This window comes from Streptomyces sp. NPDC001068, from assembly GCF_042897315.1.
Taxonomy (GTDB): Bacteria; Actinomycetota; Actinomycetes; order Streptomycetales; family Streptomycetaceae; genus Streptomyces.
Genome location: NZ_JBIAYD010000011.1, coordinates 340403 through 363020, shown reverse-complemented (window position 1 = coordinate 363020; position 22618 = coordinate 340403). Strand labels below are relative to the sequence as shown.

The 22618-nt window shown below is 71.7% G+C and carries 20 protein-coding genes; 16 read left to right on the top strand and 4 right to left on the bottom strand.

The features are described 5' to 3' along the window. Positions 1-86: 86 nt before the first annotated feature. A complete protein-coding gene (locus ACFY3I_RS30675; RefSeq protein ID WP_390864348.1) occupies positions 87-665 on the bottom strand; it encodes a TetR/AcrR family transcriptional regulator in 579 nt (192 codons plus the stop codon). A 95-nt stretch (positions 666-760) separates the two neighbouring features. Here ACFY3I_RS30675 and ACFY3I_RS30670 point away from each other — a divergent pair, with 95 nt between their 5' ends. From ACFY3I_RS30670 to gatB, 6 genes are all read left to right on the top strand, one after another. Beyond that, positions 761-1132 (top strand): DUF4267 domain-containing protein, encoded by a 372-nt coding sequence (locus ACFY3I_RS30670; RefSeq protein ID WP_390864347.1) that lies wholly within the window; start codon positions 761-763, stop codon positions 1130-1132. Between the two features lie 45 nt (positions 1133-1177). Continuing rightward, the gene (locus ACFY3I_RS30665) at positions 1178-1669 is read left to right on the top strand and encodes a cupin domain-containing protein (RefSeq protein WP_390864346.1); all 492 of its coding nucleotides are present in this window, start codon (positions 1178-1180) and stop codon (positions 1667-1669) included. 110 nt (positions 1670-1779) lie between these two features. After that, positions 1780-2076, top strand: coding sequence for an Asp-tRNA(Asn)/Glu-tRNA(Gln) amidotransferase subunit GatC (gatC, locus tag ACFY3I_RS30660; protein ID WP_018544665.1), 297 nt, complete (start codon positions 1780-1782; stop codon positions 2074-2076). 5 nt (positions 2077-2081) lie between these two features. Next, positions 2082-3575, top strand: coding sequence for an Asp-tRNA(Asn)/Glu-tRNA(Gln) amidotransferase subunit GatA (gene gatA / locus ACFY3I_RS30655; RefSeq protein ID WP_365293860.1), 1494 nt, complete (start codon positions 2082-2084; stop codon positions 3573-3575). After that, the gene (locus ACFY3I_RS30650; RefSeq protein ID WP_351323461.1) at positions 3572-3814 is read left to right on the top strand and encodes a hypothetical protein; all 243 of its coding nucleotides are present in this window, start codon (positions 3572-3574) and stop codon (positions 3812-3814) included. The genes gatA and ACFY3I_RS30650 overlap by 4 nt, the downstream gene beginning before the upstream one ends. 15 nt (positions 3815-3829) lie before the next feature. Next, entirely contained in the window at positions 3830-5344 is a 1515-nt protein-coding gene (gene gatB, locus ACFY3I_RS30645) for an Asp-tRNA(Asn)/Glu-tRNA(Gln) amidotransferase subunit GatB (RefSeq protein WP_365293862.1), read from the top strand. A 95-nt stretch (positions 5345-5439) separates the two neighbouring features. On the opposite strand, the gene ACFY3I_RS30640 is transcribed toward gatB, so the two are convergent. Further along, positions 5440-6237, bottom strand: coding sequence for an SAM-dependent methyltransferase (locus tag ACFY3I_RS30640; protein WP_390864345.1), 798 nt, complete (start codon positions 6235-6237; stop codon positions 5440-5442). Between the two features lie 186 nt (positions 6238-6423). Between ACFY3I_RS30640 and ACFY3I_RS30635 the strand changes: the two genes are divergently transcribed. The 5 genes from ACFY3I_RS30635 (at position 6424) to ACFY3I_RS30615 (ending at position 11870) form a co-directional block, all read left to right on the top strand. After that, on the top strand, positions 6424-6804 hold the full coding sequence (locus tag ACFY3I_RS30635) for a hypothetical protein (protein WP_390864344.1): 381 nt from the start codon (positions 6424-6426) through the stop codon (positions 6802-6804). 97 nt (positions 6805-6901) lie between these two features. Further along, positions 6902-7477: a GNAT family N-acetyltransferase gene (locus ACFY3I_RS30630; RefSeq protein WP_390864343.1), complete on the top strand. Its 576-nt coding sequence runs from the start codon at positions 6902-6904 to the stop codon at positions 7475-7477. A gap of 35 nt (positions 7478-7512) precedes the next feature. Beyond that, positions 7513-8112: a hypothetical protein gene (locus ACFY3I_RS30625; protein WP_365293871.1), complete on the top strand. Its 600-nt coding sequence runs from the start codon at positions 7513-7515 to the stop codon at positions 8110-8112. A gap of 198 nt (positions 8113-8310) precedes the next feature. After that, on the top strand, positions 8311-8502 hold the full coding sequence (locus tag ACFY3I_RS30620; protein ID WP_365293872.1) for a hypothetical protein: 192 nt from the start codon (positions 8311-8313) through the stop codon (positions 8500-8502). Between the two features lie 311 nt (positions 8503-8813). Then, positions 8814-11870: an AAA family ATPase gene (locus ACFY3I_RS30615; RefSeq protein ID WP_390864342.1), complete on the top strand. Its 3057-nt coding sequence runs from the start codon at positions 8814-8816 to the stop codon at positions 11868-11870. On the opposite strand, the gene ACFY3I_RS30610 is transcribed toward ACFY3I_RS30615, so the two are convergent. Beyond that, a complete protein-coding gene (locus ACFY3I_RS30610) occupies positions 11858-13006 on the bottom strand; it encodes a PQQ-dependent sugar dehydrogenase (protein WP_390864341.1) in 1149 nt (382 codons plus the stop codon). The two genes, ACFY3I_RS30615 and ACFY3I_RS30610, sit on opposite strands and share 13 nt — an antisense overlap. 176 nt (positions 13007-13182) lie before the next feature. Continuing rightward, complete coding sequence (locus ACFY3I_RS30605) at positions 13183-14181, bottom strand: aldo/keto reductase (RefSeq protein WP_365293877.1); 999 nt, start codon at positions 14179-14181, stop codon at positions 13183-13185. 73 nt (positions 14182-14254) lie between these two features. On the opposite strand from ACFY3I_RS30605, the gene ACFY3I_RS30600 reads away from it, so the two are divergent. The 5 genes from ACFY3I_RS30600 (at position 14255) to ilvC (ending at position 22419) form a co-directional block, all read left to right on the top strand. After that, positions 14255-15205, top strand: coding sequence for a 2-hydroxyacid dehydrogenase (locus ACFY3I_RS30600; protein WP_390864340.1), 951 nt, complete (start codon positions 14255-14257; stop codon positions 15203-15205). Positions 15206-15607: 402 nt separating this feature from the next. Continuing rightward, positions 15608-18646, top strand: coding sequence for a putative bifunctional diguanylate cyclase/phosphodiesterase (locus ACFY3I_RS30595; protein WP_390864339.1), 3039 nt, complete (start codon positions 15608-15610; stop codon positions 18644-18646). 237 nt (positions 18647-18883) lie between these two features. After that, the gene (locus tag ACFY3I_RS30590; RefSeq protein ID WP_365293882.1) at positions 18884-20755 is read left to right on the top strand and encodes an acetolactate synthase large subunit; all 1872 of its coding nucleotides are present in this window, start codon (positions 18884-18886) and stop codon (positions 20753-20755) included. Between the two features lie 21 nt (positions 20756-20776). Further along, complete coding sequence (ilvN, locus tag ACFY3I_RS30585; RefSeq protein WP_365293884.1) at positions 20777-21301, top strand: acetolactate synthase small subunit; 525 nt, start codon at positions 20777-20779, stop codon at positions 21299-21301. A gap of 119 nt (positions 21302-21420) precedes the next feature. Then, complete coding sequence (ilvC, locus tag ACFY3I_RS30580; protein WP_365293886.1) at positions 21421-22419, top strand: ketol-acid reductoisomerase; 999 nt, start codon at positions 21421-21423, stop codon at positions 22417-22419. Positions 22420-22618: the final 199 nt, after the last annotated feature.

The following is a 22618-nucleotide window of genomic DNA, read 5'->3' as shown; positions in this document are numbered from 1 at the left end:
CCGCGGGCCTCCGGGTGACGGACGCCGGGTCCCTTCCGGGCCCAGGGCGGCGGGAGTGCCCCGGCCCCGAGACGGGGCGCGAGCTGTCACGGAGTGGTGAAGTGCGCGATCAGCAGCCTCAGCCTCTCCTCGTGGCCCCCCTCCGGGAGGCGGCCGCTGCGCATCAGGGTGACCAGGCCGTGCAGGGCCGCCCAGAAGGTCTCGGTCAGGAGGCCGGGGTCGTCGCCGGTCATGGCGATCGGCTCCACCGCCAGCAGGATCTCCCGGAACGCGGCCTGCAGGGGCTCCGGGGCCTCGGGGGTCGCGAACGGCAGGTCCACCAGGTACGTGAACATCGCGTCGTAGAGCGCGGGGCGCCGGCGGCCGAACGACGTGTACGTCTCCGCCACCGCCGCCAGCGCCTCCCCGGCGCCCCGCGCCGCCGTGCGCGCCGCCCGTAGCTCCGTCGCCAGTTCCGCGCAGCCCTGGACGGCCACCGCCGCCATGATCGCGTCCTTGCCCTTGAAGTGGCTGTACAGGACCGGCTGGCTGTACTCGATCTCGGCGGCCAGGCGCCGTGTGGTCACCGAGTCCCAGCCCTCCGTCTCGGCGAGCTCCCGTGCGGCCGTCACGATCAGCTGCTCCCGTTCGGCCCGCTCCCGCTCCCGGCGGTTCTGAATCGACATGCACGGAATTCTAGCAGCGCTAGCCAATCTGTCGATGCTCTGCTAGCTTCGCTCTTGTACCTAGCGATGCTAGAAAACACTCACAGGGGGCCACCGTGACCGTCACCGCCTACACGCTCGCCGTCGTACTCGACCTGTTCTGCCTCTTCCTCGGCTACCGGTTCCTGTTCCAGCCCGGGCCCGCCGCCGCCGGCTACGGCGTCCCCGCCGACCCGAAGGGCGACGCCGCCGCGTACCTCGCGGTCAAGGGCCTGCGGGACGGCACCCTCGGCGTCGTCGGCCTGGCGCTGCTGGCCTTCGCCGGCACCCGCGCCGAGGCATGGTTCATGGTTTCTGTGGCGCTCGTGCCGTTGTTCGACACACTGATAGTGCTGCGGCACGGCGGGGCGAAGGCCGTCGCCTTCGGGATCCACTTCGCCACCGCGGTCGTGGTGCTGGTCAGCGCCGCGCTGCTGTTCCTCGTGTGAACACCGCGTCCGTCAACATCGTGTCCATCAACAGGGGGTTCGGAAATGTCGTTGTTCGTACCGAAGTTCGATGATTCCGTGATCGTGCGGGAGGCCGACGCCGAGGTGGTCGGCGGCGATCCGACCAGGATCCGGCTGCTCGCCGACAGCAGCGCGACCGGCGGCGCGCTGTCCACCGTGCGGGTCACGCTGGGCGAGGGCGCCGACGGCGCCGTGCCGCACCTGCACCGCAACTCCGCCGAGATGTTCTACCTGCTCGACGGCGCCGCCGAAGTGCTCTCCGGCGACGACGTCGTCACCGCCGAACGCGGCGACCTGGTCGTCGTCCCGCCCGGCAGGCCGCACGCCTTCGCCGCCGTCCCCGGCAGCACCGCGGACATCCTGATCGTCATCACGCCGGGCGTGGAGAGGTTCGAGTACTTCCGCCACCTCCAGCGCCTGCGGCTCGGCGAGGCCACCCTGGAGAGCCTCCTGGAGGTGCAGGAGCGGTACGACAACCACTTCCTGCAGAGCACGGCCTGGGAGAAGCGCCACTGAGGCACGCGGGTGCCGTGGTTCCGGGCCCGGGGAAACCGTTTCACGGTCACCGGGCCCGGCCCCATAGGATTGGCTCCACACCACACGCACTCACCCCAGAGGATCGCTGCATGCCTGGCATCACGCGCGAGGAGGTCGCCCACCTCGCCCGGCTGGCGCGTCTGGAGCTGAAGCCCGAAGAACTCGACCACTTCGCGGGACAGCTCGACGACATCATCGGCGCGGTCGCCCGCGTCAGCGAGGTCGCCGACCAAGACGTACCGCCGACCTCGCACCCGCTGCCGCTGACGAACGTCATGCGCGCGGACGAGGTCCGTCCCTCGCTCACCCCCGCCCAGGCGCTCTCCGGCGCACCGGCCCAGGAGCAGCAGCGTTTCAAGGTGCCGCAGATCCTGGGGGAGGACTGATCCCGATGACGGACATCATCAAGCTCACCGCGGCCGAGACCGCCGCGAAGATCGCCTCCGGCGAGCTCACGGCCGTCGAGGTCACCGAGGCCCACCTGGCCCGGATCGACGCCGTCGACGAGAAGGTGCACGCCTTCCTGCACGTCGACCGCGAGGGCGCCCTCGCCCAGGCGCGTGCCGTCGACGAGAAGAAGGCCCGCGGCGAGAAGCTCGGCCCGCTGGCCGGCGTCCCGCTCGCGCTCAAGGACATCTTCACCACCGAGGGCGTGCCGACCACCGTCGGCTCGAAGATCCTCGAAGGCTGGATCCCGCCGTACGACGCCACCCTCACCAAGCGGCTGAAGGCCGCCGACGTGATCATCCTCGGCAAGACCAACATGGACGAGTTCGCCATGGGGTCCTCCACCGAGAACAGCGCCTACGGGCCTACCGGCAACCCCTGGGACCTCACCAAGATCCCCGGCGGCTCCGGCGGCGGCTCCTCCGCCGCGCTGGCCGCGCACATGGCCCCGCTGGCCATCGGCACCGACACCGGCGGCTCCATCCGCCAGCCCGCCTCCGTCACCGGCACGGTCGGCGTGAAGCCGACGTACGGCGCGGTCTCGCGGTACGGCATGGTCGCGTTCTCCAGCTCGCTGGACCAGGGCGGCCCGTGCGCCCGTACGGTGCTGGACGCCGCCCTGCTGCACGAGGTCATCGCCGGACACGACCCGATGGACTCCACCTCCATCGACGCGCCCGTCCCGCCGGTCGTCGAGGCCGCCCGCAACGGCAGCGTCCAGGGCATGCGCATCGGTGTCGTCAAGCAGTTCCGCGGCGAGGGCTACCAGCCCGGCGTCATCCAGCGCTTCGACGAGTCGGTCGAGCTGCTGAAGGAGCTGGGCGCCGAGATCGTCGAGCTGGACTGCCCGTCCTTCGACCTGGCGCTCTCCGCGTACTACCTGATCGCGCCCTCCGAGTGCTCCTCCAACCTCGCCCGCTTCGACGGCCTGCGCTACGGCCTGCGGACCGGCGACGACGGCACGCACTCCGCCGAGGAGGTCACCTCCCTCACCCGTGAGGCGGGCTTCGGCGCCGAGGTCAAGCGCCGCATCATGCTCGGCACCTACGCGCTGAGCAGCGGCTACTACGACGCCTACTACGGCTCCGCGCAGAAGGTCCGCACGCTCATCACGCGGGACTTCGAGAAGGCCTTCGAGCAGGTCGACGTGATCGTGTCGCCCACGACGCCGACCACCGCCTTCGCGATCGGCGAGCGCGCCGACGACCCGATGGCGATGTACCTGGCCGACCTGTGCACCATCCCGACCAACCTGGCGGGCAACGCGGCCATGTCGCTGCCCTGCGGCCTCGCCCCGGAGGACAACCTCCCGGTGGGCCTGCAGATCATCGCGCCCGCGCTGAAGGACGACCGCCTCTACAAGGTCGGAGCCGCTGTCGAGGCCGCCTTCGTGGAAAGGTGGGGGCACCCGCTCCTTGAGGAGGCACCGTCGCTGTGAGCAACGCACTGTCCAAGGCCAAGGGCTTCAAGAAGTCGAAGTCCGGTACGTACCTGTCGATGGCCACCACCGTGTTCGGCGCGGTCGGTGTCGCCAAGCAGATCAAGAAGGCCCGCGCCGAGCACGACACGCTCCGGCTCGTCGACGCCACCGTGTCCGCCGTCGCGATCGTCACCGGTTTCGCCCTGCTGTACCGCGAGCTGAAGCGGCTGGGCGACGACGACGTCCTGCTGGGCTGAGAGGGAAGTTTCACCGTGACCACCACGACCGACCTGGTGTCGTACGAGGACGCGCTGGCGTCGTACGACCCCGTCATGGGCCTTGAGGTCCATGTCGAACTCGGCACCAAGACCAAGATGTTCTGCGGGTGTTCGACCGAGCTGGGCGCCGAGCCCAACTCGCAGACCTGCCCGACCTGCCTCGGCATGCCCGGCGCGCTCCCGGTCGTCAACGCGATCGGCATCGAGTCGGCCATCAAGATCGGTCTCGCGCTCAACTGCGAGATCGCCGAGTGGTGCCGCTTCGCCCGGAAGAACTACTTCTATCCGGACATGCCGAAGAACTTCCAGACCTCCCAGTACGACGAGCCGATCGCCTTCGACGGCTACCTCGACGTGCAGCTGGAGGACGGCGAGACCTTCCGGGTGCAGATCGAACGCGCCCACATGGAGGAGGACACCGGCAAGTCCACCCACGTGGGCGGCGCGACCGGCCGTATCCACGGCGCCTCGCACTCGCTGCTGGACTACAACCGGGCCGGCATCCCGCTCATCGAGATCGTCACCAAGCCGATCGAGGGCGCCGGCGAGCGCGCTCCCGAGGTGGCGCGGGCCTACGTCCGTGAGCTGCGCGAGGTCATCAAGGCGCTCGGCGTCTCGGAGGCCCGCATGGAGATGGGCCAGATGCGCTGCGACGTGAACCTGTCGCTGCGCCCGCACGGCCGCGAGAAGTTCGGCACCCGCAGCGAGACGAAGAACGTGAACTCGCTGCGGTCCGTGGAGCGCGCGGCCCGCTTCGAGATCATGCGGCACGCGGCCGTGCTCTCCTCCGGCGGCACGATCATCCAGGAGACCCGGCACTTCCACGAGGACACCGGGTCCACGACCTCGGGCCGCGTGAAGGAGGAGGCCGAGGACTACCGGTACTTCCCGGAGCCCGACCTGGTCCCCGTCGCCCCCTCCCGCGAGTGGGTCGAGGAGATCCGCGCCGCGCTGCCGGAGATGCCGCTGGCCCGCCGCACCCGGCTGCTCGCCGAGTGGGGCATCTCCGCCGTGGAGATGCAGGCCATCATCAACGCCGCCGCGCTGGACCCGATCGTCGCCACCATCGACGCCGGATCCGACGCGGCCTCCGCCCGCAAGTGGTGGATGGGCGAACTGGCGCGCAGCGCCAACGAGTCGGGCAAGGCCCTGGACGAGCTGGCGATCACCCCGGAGCAGGTCGCCCGGGTCACCGCGCTGGTCGACTCCGGTGACCTGAACGACAAGCTGGCCCGCCAGGTCATCGAGGGCGTCCTCGCGGGCGAGGGCACCCCGGACGAGGTCGTCGACAAGCGTGGGCTGAAGGTCGTCTCCGACGACTCGGCGCTCGGCACGGCCGTCGACGAGGCCATCGCCGGCAACCCGGGCATCGCCGACAAGATCCGCGGCGGCAAGGTGGCCGCGGCCGGCGCCCTGGTGGGTGCGGTCATGAAGGCCACCCGCGGCCAGGCCGACGCGGCCCGCGTCAAGGAACTGATCCTGGAGCGGCTGGGCGTCAGCGAGGGCTGAGCGGCAAGCACGCGGTACGGCCCCGGAGGCGACGCCTCCGGGGCCGTACGGCTGTCCGCGGCGGGCCGCTGCCGTCCGCGGCGGTGGGGGGTCCGCTACCCGCGGCGGGCGACCACGCGGACGAATCCGAGCGTTCGGCCCTCGTCGGCGCGCACCATCTCCGCGACCCTGCGGGCCATCGTGCGGTGGAACTCCTCCGGGCTCTCCTCGGCGACGATCTCGCACCACAGCAGCCAGTCCCGCCAGCCGTCCGGCTGCCAGTCGGCGGTCTCGACCTCGACGGCGCCGCTGCGCGTCCAGTGCCGGCGCCACCAGTCGGCCGAGTGGAAGCACCAGTAGTCGGGCTCCCACCAGGGCGCCAGGTGCTCCGGCGGCTCGGTACCCGCGAGTTCCTCGCGCAGCGCGGGCACGACCACCCCGATCCGGCCGCCGGGCCGCAACAGCCGGGCGAGGGTGGGGAGGTACAGGTCGGCGGTGCCGAAGTACTGGTAGGCGTCGATGCTCACGATCGCGTCGAAGCCGCCCTCGGCGAAGGGCAGGTCGTGTGCCTCGGCGCGCACGGGCTGCACCCGGTCGGCGAACCCGGCCTCGGCGATCCGCCGGGCGTTGTCGTCGGCCTCGATCCACAGGTCGGCGGCGGTCACCTGGGCGTGGAACTCCCGGGCCAGGAAGACCGACGTCATCGCACGGCCGCAGCCGAGGTCGAGCACGCGCGCGCAGGGGCGCAGCGCGTCCAGACCGAGGGCGGGGGCCAGCCATTCCAGCAGCCACAGGGCGTGCGGGCCCATCTGGTTGTCGACCACCCAGCGGGGGTCGTAGGCGTTGCTGCGCGGGTAACGGGGGTGGGTCAGGCGGTCAGCGAGGCGGCCGGCCCCGGTCCTGGTGTCGGACATGGCTGAACGGGCTCCTTGTGATCTTCGTAGTGGAAGGCGATGCGTAGGAGCTCATTCGGACCGTCAAACAATGCACCCGCTTCGGTCGCCGGCGAGGGGCCGGTCAAGGCTGACCAGCGGAAGCTAGCAGTCCTCGCCGACATCCGCAGCAGGTTTCCCCGGGCGTGGGCGGTACGCTCGCCCGCCATGACGGGACACGCGGAATCCGACGCCGAACCGGAGACGGCGGAGGCGGCGGTCACGGAGGACGAGGATCCCCACGACGAGGATCCTCACGACGAGGATCCCCACGACGAGGATCCTCACGACGAGGATCCCTGGGAGGACGCCCGCCGGGCCCGCTGGACCGCCGCGGGGACCGGGGCCCTGCTGGCCCTGATGGGCCTGACCGCCTCCCTGATGAGGGTGGGCGGCGGTGTGCCCGTGCTGGTCCCGGCCGCCTACGGGGCGGGCTCGGCGGTGTGCGTGGCCGCGGGCGTGCTCGGGGCCCGGGGCCGTACCCGCAGAGCCCTCTGGCTGCTGATCCTGGGCGTCATGATCATGGCTCTCGGAGATCAGTTCGACTGATGTACCTGCCGGGACGGGGTTGCCGTCAACCGGTGGCCGCCGCGCATGAGAGGCTCGGTCCGCCGACAGCGGACGCGGTGGACTGGAGAGCAGCAGGATGTACGCGATATCCCTGGGTGACGACGGCGCCGAACTGCGCCCGCTGGAGCCCTGGCACGCCGAGGAGTTCCTCGCCCACCTGGAACGCGGGCGCGAGTTCATCGGACAGTTCATCTCCTTCGGGTCCAGGGAGACGGACGTGCCCTCGGCGCGGGCCATGCTCCAGCGCTACGCCGACCTGCGCGCCGCCGACACCGGTTCCCTGCACGGCCTGTGGCTGGAGGGCACGCTGGTCGGCGGAGTGCTCTTCCTGAACTTCGACGCCGAGCACGGGAACACCGAGGTCGGCTGCTGGCTGGAACCGGCCGGCACCGGGCGCGGCCTCGTCACGCGCGCGATGCGGGTGCTGCTCGACTTCGCCGTGGAGCAGCGTGGCATCCACCGGATCGAGTGGGTCGCCGCCTCGGGCAACGAGCCCAGCCTGAACGTGGCCCGCCGGCTGGGGATGACCCGCGATGGCGTACGCCGCCAGGCACACCCCTATGGTGGCGTACGGCACGACCTGGAGGTGTGGTCGATCCTCGCCCCGGAATGGCGCGAAGCACGCGCGCGTGCCGTCGCAGACGATCATTAAGACGCCTCTCAGACAGGATCCGTACGGTGCCGGACATGGGAACCAAGACAGCTGACGAGACCGGCGCCGAGACGGGCGCCGAAGCCACGACCGACGAGGAGAAGGTGAGCGTCACCAAGGCCGCCGACGACGTGACGGAGGACGGTGCCGAGGCCGCCGGCGGCACGGACCACGACCTCGACGCGGAGGACCTCGAGGACGACGCCGACCTCGCCGGGGAACCGGCCGACGCCGAGGGCCCGTCCGGTGTCGGCCAGGGTGCCGCGGCCGTCGTGTCCGTCGTGCTCGGCCTGGTCTCCCTCACCGGTGGCTGGATCGGCACGGTGGCCGCGGCCCGCGAGACGCTCGTCGGCCAGCTCCAGACCTCGTCGAGCGCGAGCGTCGCCAAGCAGGTCAAGGAGGTCTACGGCGATGCCTGGCAGACCACCGCGCTGTGGGCGGGCGCGTTCGCGCTGGTGGCGCTGATCACCGGCGTCGCGGTGATCGCCCGGCCCGCCTTCGGTGCCCCCGGCAGGCCGCAGGCGCCGTGGATCAAGTCGGTCGCGTGGGCGGGTGTCGCGCTCGGCGTCATCGGCCTGCTCCTGGCCGTCCTCAAGTACTCCGACGCGCTCCTCGGACTGCCGTCGACCAGCTGACACGGCATCGGCCGCGAGGGGCCTCAGCACGTCCGTAAGCACCTTAGGGACGGTCTGAGGCCCCTTACGCGTGTCCGGGCTCCGGCGGCCGCCCGAAGATGCGGAACTCTCCCGATGTGGCGTACCCCCCGGGGAGACGAAGGTGGAGGCATCGCGAGAAGCGAGTCCCGATCACCGACTCTCACCAGGAGAACCGTCATGTTCGAGTTCGAACTCCACGAGATCCGCGCCGCCGAACTGCAGCGCAGGGCCGCGGAATCCCGCATGGTCCGCGAGGCCGTCCTGGCCCGCCGGGCCGCCCGCCGCGAGCGGGCGGCCGCCAAGGCCGCCGTCCCTGAGGGGCTCCATACCGTCCGCCCCGGCCGGCGCCGGCTTCCGGGCACGGTGTGAACGGGGGACCGGGCGGCGCTCGCCGCCGCCCGGCGGCAGCGGACCCGGGGACCGGTGGCCGTACGGGGGTCGACCACCGGTCCCCGGGACCACCGTCGCCCGCCGGGCCGTCGCCGGCCGCACCACCGCGCACCGCACCGGCGGCCTGCGCACCGCCCTCCGTGGCGCCGTCGGTCCGCGCGTCGGCGGCCCGCGCGCTGTCGGCCCCCGCGTCGACGCCCCCCGCACCACCGGGCCGCGTGCAGTCGGGTCGTACGACAAGCGCGCCGGTGTTGTGGAAAACCGCTGCCGCCCCCTCCGGGCCGCGTGCGATGCTCGGGCCCGTGGAAACCAGGTCCGTGAGTCCCGTGTTCGTAGGCCGCAGCGATGAGCTGGGGACGCTGAAGGACGCCCTGGCCCGTGCCGAGGCCGCCGAGCCGCAGGCGCTGCTGCTCGGCGGTGAGGCCGGAGTCGGCAAGACCCGGCTGGTCGAGGAGTTCGCGGCGGCCGCCTGCCGCCAGGGTGCGGTCGTCGCGCTCGGCGGCTGCGTGGAGATCGGCGCCGACGGGCTGCCGTTCGCCCCCTTCTCCACCGCCCTGCGCGCGCTGCGGGCCGCGATGCCCGACGAACTGGCCGCGGCCGCCGCCGGACAGGAGGACGAACTGGCCCGGCTGCTGCCGGAGTTCGGCGAGGCCCCGGCCGGCCGCCACGACGAACAGGGCATGGCCCGCCTCTTCGAACTCACCGCACGACTGCTGGAACGGGTCGCCGCCGAGCGCACGGTGGTCATCGCCCTGGAGGACCTGCACTGGGCCGACGCCTCCACCCGCCACCTCCTGTCCTATCTGCTGCGCACCCTGCGCACCGGCCGCCTGGTCGTCCTCGCCACCTACCGCGCCGACGACATCCACCGCCGCCACCCGATGCGCCCGCTGCTCGCCGAACTCGACCGGCTGCGCACCGTCCGCCGCATCGAACTCGCCCGGTTCACGCGGGAGGAGGTCGGCCGCCAGATGGCCGGCATCCTCGCCGCCGAACCCGACCCCGCCCAGGTCGACGAGATCTTCGAGCGCTCCGACGGCAACGCCTTCTTCGTCGAGGAACTCGCCGTCGCCTGGGCCGAGGGCTGCTGCACCGGACTCACCGACTCGCTGCGCGACCTGCTGCTCGTGCGGGTCGAGGCGCTGTCCGAGAGCGCCCAGCGGGTCGCCCGGATCGTCGCCGAGGGCGGCTCCACCGTGGAGTACCCGCTGCTCGCCGCCGTCGCCCGGCTCGCCGAGGACGACCTCATCGAGGCCCTGCGGACCGCCGTCGGCGCCAACATCCTCACCGCCACGCCCGGCGGCGACGGCTACCGCTTCCGCCACTCCCTGGTCCGCGAGGCCGTCGCCGACGACCTGCTCCCGGGCGAGCGCTCCCGGCTCAACCGGCGATACGCCGAGGCGCTGGAGGCCGACCCGAACCTCGTGCAGGCCGACGCGCGCGTGACCCGGCTGGCCAGCTACTGGTACCAGGCGCACGATCCGGCCAAGGCGCTGCCCGCCGTCCTCGACGCCTCCGTCGTGGCCCGCCGCCGGCACGCCTACAGCGAGCAACTGCGCCTCCTGGAACGGGCGATGGAGCTGTGGGACACGGCACCCGGGGAGGTCCGCGCCGCGCTGCGGCCCGTCGACTACACCGACGTCTACCCTCCCTGCGGCTGCGATCCGGTCACCACACCGCTGCGCTATCTCGACCTGATGGCGGAGGCGGCGGTGGCGGGCCGGTTCTGCGGGGAACGCGAACGCGCCCTGAAGATCGCCAAGAGGGCGCTGCGGATCATCGAGGACGACGAGGACGGCGACCCCCTGCGCGCGGCCTGGTTCTGGGTACAGCGCTCCCGGCTGGTCCAGGACCTGGCGCGGGGCGACGGCCGGCAGGAACTCGGCACCGCCCAGGACCTGGTGCGCGGCCTGCCGCCCTCGGAGGTGCACGCCGACGTGCTGGCCAACGTCGCCAACTGGTGCATGCTCCACGAACCCGGTCCCGAGGCCTTCGCCGCCGCCGAACGGGCCGTGGAGTACGCGCGCATGGTCGGTGCCCGGGAGATCGAGCTCAACGCCCGCATCACCATGGGCTGCCTCATGGTCGACGCGGGCGACGTCGAGAACGGGATGGCGGAACTGCACCGGGTCAAGGAGACCGCCCTCCACGAGGGTGCCACCGGGGTCGCGGCCCGCGCCTACGTGAACCTGCCCTCCGAGCTGCACTCGGTCGGCCGCAGCAGGGAGGCGGTGCCCCTCCTGCGGGAGGGCCTCGCGTTCGCCCGCAGGTACGGCCTGCTCGACTCCGAGCTGTGGATCTGGGGCAACCTCTCCGACTCGCTCTACACGCTCGGCCAGTGGGACGAGGCCGCCGAAGCCGCGACGGGCGCCCTCGGCTCCGCGGCCGGCGCCAAGCCCCGTGGCGCCGGCGCTCTGCGGCTCGCCCACATCGCCCTCGCCCGGGGCGAGGTCGCCGAGGCCGGCCGTCAACTGGCCATCGCCCACGAGCACTACGGCCCCCACGACCCGATGCCGCAGGCACTGCTGCCCGTCGCCCGGATCGCCGTCGGCGTCGCCGCCGAGGAGGGCCGGTTCCTCGACGCCCGAGCCGAGCTGGACCGTGCCCTCGGTGCCGGCTTCCCGCCGGGCACCCAGCGCTACGGCTGGCCCCTGCTGCTGGCCGCCGCCGCTGCCGAGGCCGACGCCCGTGCCCTGCCCGCGCTGGCGGACGGCAGAGCCGAGGTCCTGGACCGGCTCGCCGAGGCCGTCCGCAAACTCACCACCGGGGCACCCCTGTGGGTGGCGTACGAGCGCTGGACCCGCGCCGAACTGCACCGCGCCCGGGGCACCGACACCGCCGCGCTCTGGTCGGACGTGGTCACCGACTTCGAGTGCCTGGACAACCCCTACGACCTCGCCCGGGTTCGCCGCCGGCTCGCCCAGGCCCTGCTGGAAGAGGCCCCCGGGGAGGACGAACGCGACCGTGCGACGGAACTGCTCCGGCTGGCCGGTGCGGTCGCCGGCCACCTCGGGGCCCGTCCGCTGGCCGAGGCGGTGGCGCGGCTGGCGCAGCGCGCCCGCCTCAGTCTCATCGACGGCACCGTGCGCCGGGCCCCGGACCCCGCCGAGAGCCTCGGCCTGACCAACCGGGAGCGGGACGTCCTGCGGCTGGTCTCGGCGGGCCGCACCAACCGCCAGATAGCCGAGGAGCTGTTCATCTCCCCGAAGACGGCCAGCGTCCACGTCTCCAACATCCTGGGCAAGCTCGGTGTCTCGGGGCGGGGAGAGGCCGCCGCGATGGCCCACCGCCTGGCCCTGTTCCCGCAGGAGCACACCGACCGCGCCGCCGCCGGTCAGCGCACCTGAAGCTCCAGGATCCGGTCGTCTCCCGGCTTCGGCGCGCCCCGCCCGTCGGTGTTGCTGGTCACCAGCCACACCTTGTCGCCGCCCGCCGCCACGACCGTCCGCAGCCGCCCGTACCGTCCCTGGAGGAAGGCCTGGGGCGCGGCGCCCGCCTCGGTGCCCTTCAGCGGGATGCGCCACAGCCGCCGGCCCTTGAGCCCGGCCATCCAGATCACGCCGTCGACGTAGGCGATGCCGCTAGGGGAGGCGTCGTCGGTGTGCCACTGGGCGATGGGGTTCACGTACTTGGCGTCGGAGGACCGGCCCTCGGCGTCCGGCCAGCCGTAGTCGCCGCCGGGCTTGACGGCGTTCAGCTCGTCCCAGGTGTCCTGGCCGAACTCCGAGGCGAACAGCCGCTGACGGTCGTCCCAGGCCAGGCCCTGCACGTTGCGGTGGCCGTAGGTGTAGACGGGGGAGCCGGGGAACGGGTTGCCGGGGGCGGGGTCGCCCTCCGGGGTGAGCCGCAGGATCTTGCCGCCGAGGGAGTCCCTGTCCTGGGCGAGACCCCGCTGCCCGCTCTCGCCGGTACCGGCGTAGAGCATGCCGTCCGGGCCGAAGGCGATCCGCCCGCCGTTGTGGATGAACCCCTTGGGGATGCCCTTGAAGATCGTGTCGGGGGCGCCCAGCTGCTCCCCGGCCGGCTTGGCCTCGTCCCAGAGCATGCGTACGACGCGGTTGTCGGAGGCCGAGGTGAAGTACGCGTAGATCATGTGGTCGGAGGCGAAACCGGGGGAGAGGGCGATGCCCAGCAGACCGCCCTCGCCGGCCGCGGACACCCCGGACACGGTGCCCAGTTCGGTCTTCTTCCCGGTCTTCTCGTCGACCCTGCTGATCGTCCCGTCGTCACGGTCGGAGACCAGCAGACCGGCGCCGTCCGGCAGCGGTGCCAGCCCCCACGGCGACTTGAGCCCGCCGGCGACCGTACGCACCACCGTGACCGAGCCCTTGGCGGGCGCGACCGGCTCCGTCCGGCCGGCCGACGGGGAAGCACTCGCCGGCGTACTCACCGCCCAGGGCGGCGGGGGCCCGTCCCGGCCGTCACCGCCCGAGGAACACCCGGTCGCGAGCAGGAGCCCGGCCGCGGCCAACACGGCGGTCAAGCCTCGACGTTGCACGATCACGGTCCCTTCAGCACGCCTGACGCCCCCGCGACCGACGGTAGTGCAGCGCCCCCTCGGAGGCGCGGGACTCTGCCGATTTGCGGCTCCGCCGCGCGGGCGCGACCAGCCACCCCGGAGCCGCACCGAACCAACGGGCGGACGACGGCGATTGCCCGCTAATCCCACGACCCCTGCGCGGCCGGCAGCGAGCTCAGCTCGGCGATGTCCTCCGCACTCAGCCGGATGTCCACCGCCCCGGCGTTCTCCGTCACCCAACGGCACTGTTTCGTCCCCGGCACCGGAACCACGTGCCGCCCCCGGTCCCGTACCCACGCCAGCGCCACCTGAGCCGCGGTGACCCGCTCCCCGTGCCGCCGGGCGACCCGCCGGAGCCCCACCAGGATCGGCTGGTTGGCCGCCATCATCTCCGCCGTGAAGCGCGGGTGCCGGGCCCGCACGTCGTCCGGTTCGAACCCCTCGCCGGGCGTGAGCGTGCCGCTGAGGAAGCCGTTGCCCAGCGGCATCGCGGCCAGGAAGCCCACACCCCGCGCCTCGCACCACGGCAGCAGCGCCTCCAGCGCCTCGGGTGACCACACCGACAGCTCCGCCTGCACCGCGCTCACCGGGAACACCTGCTGCACCCGCTGCAACTGGCGCAGGGTCGCGTCATGCAGCCGCGCGCCGGATCTGCGCCCCCCACGCGCCCCCAGGGCGCACAGCCCCAGCGCGCGCACCTTGCCCGCCTGCACCAGTTCCGCCATCGCGCCCCAGGTCTCCTCCACGGGGACCTCGGGATCGGCCCGGTGCAACTGGTAGAGGTCTATGACGTCGGTCTGGAGCCGCCGCAGGGACGCGTCGCAGGCGCGCTTCACATACCCGGGCCGGCCGTTCGCCACGATGTGCTGGTCGCCGACCAGCAGACCCACCTTGGTCGACACGAAGGCCTCGGCGCGCCGCTCCCTGAGCACCCGCCCCAGCAGCAGCTCGTTGGTGAACGGGCCGTACATGTCGGCGGTGTCCAGCAGCGTCACGCCCAGGTCCAGCGCCCGGTGCACCGCCCGCACCGATTCCTCACCACGCTGCCGGGACCCGCTGTAGGCCCAGCTCATCGGCATGCACCCGAGTCCGACGGCCCCCACCGCGAGCGCCCCCGCGCCGATCGTCCTGCGCTCCACCGGCCCGTGAACCTCCTTCTCGAACCCCCAACCTAACCTCTGCCTCCGGCCGGCTCTGACATAGCCTCCTGACATGACCCGCGACGCATGGCTCCCCATCCCGCCGAAGGACTTCCAAGGGCTCCCGGAAGGGCTCGACTACCTCTTCTGGGACGGCGGGCAGGACTTTCCCGGTGATCCCGCCGACTGCGCCGTCTACGTCGTCCCCTACATGAAGCGGCAGAACGTCAAGGTGCTGCCGCTGCAGCGGATGCGGAACGTCCGCCTCATCCAGACCCTCACCGCCGGTGTCGACGACATGATCGCCGCCCTCGATCTCATCGTGCCCGGTGTCACGCTGTGCAACGCCCGCGGGGTGCACGACGCGAGCACCGCCGAACTCGCGCTCACGCTCACCCTGGCGTCCCTGCGCGGTGTCCCTGGGTTCGTGCGGGCCCAGCAGCGGGAGCACTGGGAGAGCGGCTTCCACCCGGCCCTCGCCGACAAGAGCGTGCTCATCGTGGGCTACGGTGCGATCGGTTCGGCCGTCGAGGACCGGCTCGTGCCGTTCGAGGTCGCGCGGGTGGCGCGTGTCGCGCGCTCCGGGCGCGCATCGGCGCGCGGTCCCGTGCATCCGCTCACCGAACTGCCCCGTCTGCTTCCGGAAGCAGACGTCGTCATCGTCTCCACACCCCTCACGGACACCACGCGTGGCCTGGTCGACGCGGAGTTCCTCGCGCGGATGAAGGACGGCGCACTGCTGGTGAACGTCGCGCGCGGGGCCGTGGTGGACACCAAGGCGCTGCTCGCCGAACTGGAGAACGGCCGTCTCACCGCGGCCCTGGACGTCACCGACCCCGAGCCGCTGCCTGCCGGACATCCCCTGTGGCAGGCGCCCGGAGTGCTGATCAGCCCGCACGTCGGCGGCCCCACCTCGGCCTTCCTGCCGCGTGCCAAACGCGTCGTCACCGACCAGTTGAACCGCTTCGTGAACCGGGAGCCGTTGCGGAACGTGATCCTTACGACGGGATCCACCGACAACTGACCATCCGGGCAACCCGCCCACGATCCGCTTCCGGCACGGTCCGCGACCTTCCGGGCGCGGTGCGTACGCGCATAGCCGCTGGTCGTCACGGAGCGTAGAGAAGCTATGTCCCTGAGTGACGATACTGGTGTATCGTCCCGACAGGGGCTGCGCCGCGCACCGTTCGGCGCCGGGGATGGACATCTCAGACATGTGAGGGGGGCGACGGGCGATGCACGGCCTATGGACGAACGATCCGACGCGGCGGAGCCGCCGGCGGCGACCCTGGCGCACTGCTGCGCGCAGACGCGGCCACCACACCAGCCATCACCACCACCGCAGGCACAGCGCACGCAGGAGGCATGCCCACCCGGCGCACCGGGATCCGAGGGACCCGGGCGCGGCGCGGACCGGGAGGGTCCGGTGACAGCGCCGACGCCTGTGCCGACCCCCCTTCCCGGAGCGCTGCGGGCACAGCCTCCGGCGGGGAAGCCGCGTTGCCGTCCGCCGGCCACCGGCGGCGGGACCGGCGTGGTCCGTCAACTCGTCCTGGCCCTGATCTGCGCGGGATACGCCGTCGGTTCCGCGTTCGACTGGGGCTCGAACCAGATCGCCCTGTTCATGGGCGACTTCGGTCTGACCGCGGCCGCCGGCACCGCCGCGGTGTCCTGCTTCTTCTACGCCCGCTCGCCGCGGGTCCGCTTTCGACCCGCGTGGCTGCTGTTCGCCCTCTCCTCGGCGATGGCGGCTCTGGGCAACGCGGTCTGGGGGTGGTACGAGGTCGTGCTCCAACGGCCCGTGCCCAGCCCCAGTTACGCCGACCTGTTCTTCCTGTGCTTCGCGCCGCCGGCCATCGTCGGTCTCCTGGTCCTGGCCAAGCGGCCGATGACCAAGGCCGGGTGGATCTGCCTGGGGCTCGACGCCTGGCTGATCGGCGGCTCGCTGGTCACCCTGTCGTGGAGCCTCGCGCTCGCCCAGGCCGCCCGGCTCGACGGGCCCAGCGTCGCGCACACCGCGCTCTCGCTGGCCTATCCGCTGCTGGACATCGCCCTGGTCAGCATGGTGCTCGCCCTGCACTTCCGGCGCTCGCCGGGCAACCGCACCGCGGTGAACACCGCGATCGGCGCGCTCGCCCTGACCGTGATGTGCGACGCCCTGTTCACCTCGCCGCTGCTGCACAGCAGTTACCGCTCCGGCCAGCTCCTGGACGCGGGCTGGTTCGCCGGCTCGCTGCTGCTGGCGTACGCCCCCTGGGCCCCGCCCAGGCCGGCGGCGGAGCCCGAGTCGCACGCGCGCGTGGTGCACGAGCACGTGCCCGGCGCGCGGACCGGGCCACCCCGCCAGGCCGCCGCACCGGGCGGCGAGCACGGCCGGTACACGGCGGGCCGCCCGCTGACCGGCTCGCTGGCCGCGCTCACCCCCTACCTGGCCGCCGCCGTGTGCACGCTGGGCATCCTCTACAACGTGCTGAACGGCCGCAGCCCGGACCACGTCGTCCTGATCACCGCCGGCTGCGTGGTCCTCGCGCTCGTCGTGCGCCAGGGCATCATGCTGCTCGACAACATCACCCTCACCCAGGAACTGGCGCACCAGGAGAACCACTTCCGCTCCCTGGTGCAGGGCTCCAGCGACGTCATCATGATCGCCGCGCCCAACGGCATCCTGCGGTACGTCTCCCCGGCCGCCGCCGGGGTCTACGGACGGCCCGCCGAGGAGCTGGTCGGTTCCGAACTGGGCAACCTCATCCACCCGGAGGACCTGGGGTGCGTGGTGCACGAGGTGCGCCGCTTCCTCGCCACCGGCCCGCTGGAGGAGGCCACCACCCGCATCGAGTGCCGTTTCCGGTCCGGGGACGGGGGCTGGCTCAACGTCGAGTCCACCGTCAACCGGCACCACGGCGGCCTCATCTTCAACAGCCGGGACGTGACCGAGAGGGTGCGGCTGCAGGCACAGCTCCAGCACAACGCCGAACACGACCCGCTCACCGACCTGCCCAACCGCGCCCTGTTCACCCGGCGGGTGCAGCAGGCCCTGTCCGGCCGCCGATCCTCCGACCGGGGCCCGGCCCTGCGGAACACGGCGGTGCTCTTCATCGACCTGGACGGGTTCAAGGCCGTCAACGACACGATCGGGCACCAGGCCGGCGACGAACTGCTCGTCCAGGCCGCCCGCCGGCTCCAGGACGCGGTACGCCACGGCGACACCGCGTCCCGGCTGGGCGGCGACGAGTTCGCCGCGCTGATCGTCGGGGACCACACACGTGACCGCAGTGCCCGGGAGCGGCACATCCTGGAGCTCGCCGACCGCCTCAGGGTGACCCTCTCGCAGCCGTATGTCATTGACGGCAACGATGTCCGTGTCAACGCGTCCATCGGCGTCGCCTTCGCCGAACCGGGCCTCGGCGCCGGAGAGCTGCTGCGCAACGCCGACCTGGCGATGTACCGCGCCAAGTCGGCCGGAAAGGGCCGCGTCGAGCTGTACAGGCCACAGATGCAGCAGGACGTCGTACGCAAGGCGGAGCTGGCCACCCGGCTGCGGGCCGCGCTGCACGACGGCGAGTTCACGCTGCTGCACCAGCCCGTGGTGTGTCTGGAGAGCGGCCGGGTCGACTCGGTCTCCGCGCAGGCGCGCTGGCGCTCCTCCCAGGGGGTGCTGTTCACGCCGGCCGAGTTCCTGCGGGTCGCCGAGGACAGCGACAAGACCGCCGAGCTGGACCGCTGGATCCTCCAGGAAGCGGTCGAACAGGCCGCCGAGCGGGCCGCCAACGGGCTCGTGGTGCCGGTCGCCGTCCGTACCAGCGCCCGGCGGCTGCTCGACCGGTCCTCGCCGCTCGGCTCCGTGGAGGCCCTGCTCACCCGGCACGGGCTGCCGTCGGGTGCGCTGGTCCTGGAGCTGTCCGACACCGACCCCAGGGTTCCGCTGGACGAGCTGGAGCGCCGTCTGACGGTGCTCAGCCGGCACGGTGTCCGGATCGCGCTGGACGGCTTCGGCAGTGGCTACGCGGCGATCACCGCGCTGCGCAAGCTCCCCGTCGACCTGCTCAAGCTCGACCGCAGTCTGGTCGAGGGGATCGTCGAGTCGCCGCGCCTGCACAAGATCACCAGCGGGCTGCTGCGGATCGCCGGCGATCTCGGGCTGCAGTCGGTGGCCGAGGGCGTCGACCTGCCCGAGCAGGTCACGGCGCTGCGCGCGATGGGGTGCACGCACGGGATGGGCATGGCCTTCTCCGGGCCGGTGGACGAGTACCGGCTGCGCCGGGCGCTCGGTTCCGGCCACTATCCGGTGCCGCACGCACCGGCCGAACCGGCGTTCGCGGGCGCCGGGGGCGGGGAACGGACCATGGAGAGGGGCGCGGGGGTGTACACCAGTGGTGTGCCCGCGGTCGCCGGCGGGGTGACCGCCGTGTTCGGAGGCGGCAGTGCCCTTCGCTCACATAATGAGACTCCCGTCCCACCCACTTGACACGTGGTGCGCGTCAGAGGGAGGGTCAGTTCCATGCGCACCCGAATTCTCGTACTTGGACAGCGCGTCGGCTGAGCTGGGACCCGCCGGAGAAGGATCCGGAATCCCCAGCGACCACACCGGCGCGCTCCCCTCGCTTGCCTTACGGCACGAGGGGTTTTTTGTTGCACCAGCACCAGACGTACGGCGGCAGAAATCCGTACGAAACTCGCAAAAACCCTCAGCATCGAGAAGAGAATGCCGATGACCGAGCAGAGCGCCGCGGCCCACCATCCGCAGCCGCGGCCCCGTTCCGGAGGACAGCAGACCCCGACCGTCGAGCACGTCTCGGGTGCCAAGTCCCTCATCCGCTCGCTTGAGGAGGTCGGCGCTGACACGGTATTCGGTATCCCCGGCGGCGCGATCCTGCCGGCCTACGACCCGCTGATGGACTCCACCCGGGTGCGCCACGTCCTGTGCCGGCACGAGCAGGGAGCCGGTCACGCGGCGACCGGCTACGCGCAGGCCACCGGCAAGGTCGGCGTCTGCATGGCGACGAGCGGGCCGGGCGCGACGAACCTGGTGACGCCGATCGCGGACGCGCACATGGACTCGGTGCCGCTCGTGGCGATCACCGGCCAGGTCGCGTCCTCCTCGATCGGCACGGACGCCTTCCAGGAGGCGGACATCGTCGGCATCACCATGCCGATCACCAAGCACAACTTCCTGGTCACCAAGGCCGAGGACATCCCGCGGACCATCGCCCAGGCGTTCCACATCGCCTCCACCGGGCGGCCCGGCCCGGTTCTGGTCGACATCGCCAAGGACGCCCTCCAGGCGAAGACCACCTTCTCCTGGCCGCCGGTCATGGACCTGCCGGGCTACCGTCCGGTGACCAAGCCGCACGCCAAGCAGATCCGCGAGGCCGCCAAGCTGATCACCTCCGCGAAGCGGCCCGTCCTCTACGTCGGCGGCGGCGTCATCAAGGCCGGTGCCACGGCCGAGCTGAAGGTCCTCGCCGAACTCACCGGAGCGCCCGTCACCACCACCCTGATGGCGCTCGGCGCGTTCCCCGACAGCCACCCGCTGCACGTGGGAATGCCGGGCATGCACGGTGCGGTCACCGCCGTCACCGCGCTGCAGAAGGCCGACCTGATCGTCGCCCTCGGAGCCCGTTTCGACGACCGCGTCACCGGCAAGCTGGACAGCTTCGCCCCGTACGCGAAGATCGTCCACGCCGACATCGACCCCGCGGAGATCGGCAAGAACCGCGCCGCCGACGTGCCGATCGTCGGTGACGCCCGCGAGGTCATCGCCGACCTGGTCCAGGCGGTGCAGAAGGAGCACAGCGAGGGCCAGCAGGGCGAGGCCGCCGCGTCGAAGTACGCGGCCTGGTGGAAGGACCTCAACCGCTGGCGCGAGACCTACCCGCTGGGCTACGACCTGCCGGAGAACGGCTCGCTCTCCCCGCAGCAGGTCATCGAGCGGGTCGGGCAGCTCGCCCCGGAGGGCACGATCTTCGCGGCGGGCGTCGGGCAGCACCAGATGTGGGCCGCGCACTACGTGCAGTACGAGCAGCCCGCCACCTGGCTCAACTCCGGCGGCGCCGGAACCATGGGCTACGCCGTCCCGGCGGCCATGGGAGCCAAGGCCGGACAGCCCGGGCGGACCGTCTGGGCGATCGACGGCGACGGCTGCTTCCAGATGACCAACCAGGAACTGACCACCTGCGCCCTGAACAACATCCCGATCAAGGTCGCCATCATCAACAACGGCGCCCTCGGGATGGTCCGCCAGTGGCAGACCCTCTTCTACAACCAGCGTTACTCCAACACCGTGCTGCACTCCGGGCCCGACGACGTCAACCCGGACGCCCGCGGTACCCGGGTCCCCGACTTCGTGAAGCTGTCGGAGGCCATGGGCTGCTACGCCATCCGGTGCGAGTCGCCGGACGACCTCGACAAGGTCATCGAGGAGGCGAACTCCGTCAACGACCGCCCGGTCATCGTGGACTTCATCGTCCACGAGGACGCGATGGTGTGGCCGATGGTGGCCGCCGGCACCTCCAACGACGAGATCCTGGCCGCCCGGGACGTCCGCCCCGACTTCGGCGACAACGAAGACGACTGAGCGAGAGAGACGTACAAGACCATGTCCAAGCACACGCTCTCCGTTCTGGTGGAGAACAAGCCGGGCATCCTCGCCCGGATCGCCGCGCTGTTCTCCCGGCGGGGCTTCAACATCGACTCGCTGGCCGTCGGTGTCACCGAGCACCCCGACATCTCCCGCATCACGATCGTGGTCAGTGTCGAGGCCCTGCCGCTGGAGCAGGTGACCAAACAGCTCAACAAGCTCGTCGAAGTGCTCAAGATCGTCGAACTGGAGCCGGGATCGGCGGTCCAGCGGGAACTCGTCCTGGTGAAGGTGCGCGCCGACAACGAGACGCGCTCCCAGGTCGTCGAGATCGTCCAGCTGTTCCGCGCCAAGACCGTCGACGTCTCCCCGGACGCCGTCACCGTCGAGGCCACCGGCAGCAGCGAGAAGCTGACCGCCATGCTCAAGATGCTGGAGCCGTTCGGCATCAAGGAGCTCGTGCAGTCCGGCACGATCGCGATCGGCCGCGGGGCCCGCTCGATCACCGACCGGTCGCTGCGCGCACTCGACCGATCTGCGTAAGTCTGGAACAGGGCGGCCGACGGCTGTCGGCCGCCCGTATACCGAGACCCCGCGTCTTCCCTTCCCCCCGCCGTCATACGGTGGGACGCACCGTCCGCACACCAAGGAGAGAACCCAAAGTGGCCGAGCTGTTCTACGACGCCGACGCCGACCTGTCCATCATCCAGGGCCGCAAGGTCGCGGTCATCGGCTACGGCAGCCAGGGCCACGCCCACGCCCTGTCGCTGCGCGACTCCGGTGTCGACGTGCGTGTCGGTCTGCACGAGGGCTCCAAGTCCAAGGCGAAGGCCGAGGAGCAGGGCCTGCGCGTGGTCACCCCGGCCGAGGCCGCCGCCGAGGCCGACGTCATCATGATCCTGGTGCCGGACCCGATCCAGGCCCAGGTCTACGAGGAGTCCATCGCCCCGAACCTGAACGACGGCGACGCGCTGTTCTTCGGCCACGGCCTGAACATCCGCTTCGGCTTCATCAAGCCCCCGGCCGGCGTCGACGTCTGCATGGTCGCCCCCAAGGGCCCGGGCCACCTGGTGCGCCGTCAGTACGAGGAGGGCCGCGGCGTCCCGTGCATCGTGGCCGTCGAGCAGGACGCCACCGGCAACGGCTTCGCGCTGGCCCTGTCGTACGCCAAGGGCATCGGCGGCACCCGCGCCGGCGTCATCAAGACGACCTTCACCGAGGAGACCGAGACCGACCTGTTCGGCGAGCAGGCCGTCCTGTGCGGTGGTACGGCCGCCCTGGTCAAGGCCGGTTTCGAGACCCTGGTCGAGGCCGGCTACCAGCCGGAGATCGCCTACTTCGAGTGCCTGCACGAGCTGAAGCTGATCGTCGACCTCATGTACGAGGGCGGCCTGGAGAAGATGCGCTGGTCGGTCTCCGAGACCGCCGAGTGGGGCGACTACGTCACCGGCCCGCGGATCATCACCGACGCCACCAAGGCCGAGATGAAGCAGATCCTCGCCGAGATCCAGGACGGCACCTTCGCCCGCAACTGGATGGACGAGTACCACGGCGGTCTGAAGAAGTACAACGAGTACAAGAAGCAGGACTCCGAGCACCTGCTGGAGACCACCGGCAAGCAGCTGCGCAAGCTGATGTCGTGGGTGAACGAGGACGCGTGAGCCCCAGGTGACAGGGCCGGAGCGGCATGCTCCGGCCCCGTTGTCCACCCCGTCGATCACGGACGGGTGATCCTTCCGCCAAGGCGCGGGACGACCGGCACCACGCCACTACACTGCCGTACTACATACGCGTCAGGCCCACAGCGTCGTGCGTCTCCACGCGGCCAGTACCCCTCCACCGCCAGCGGCCGTCGGGACG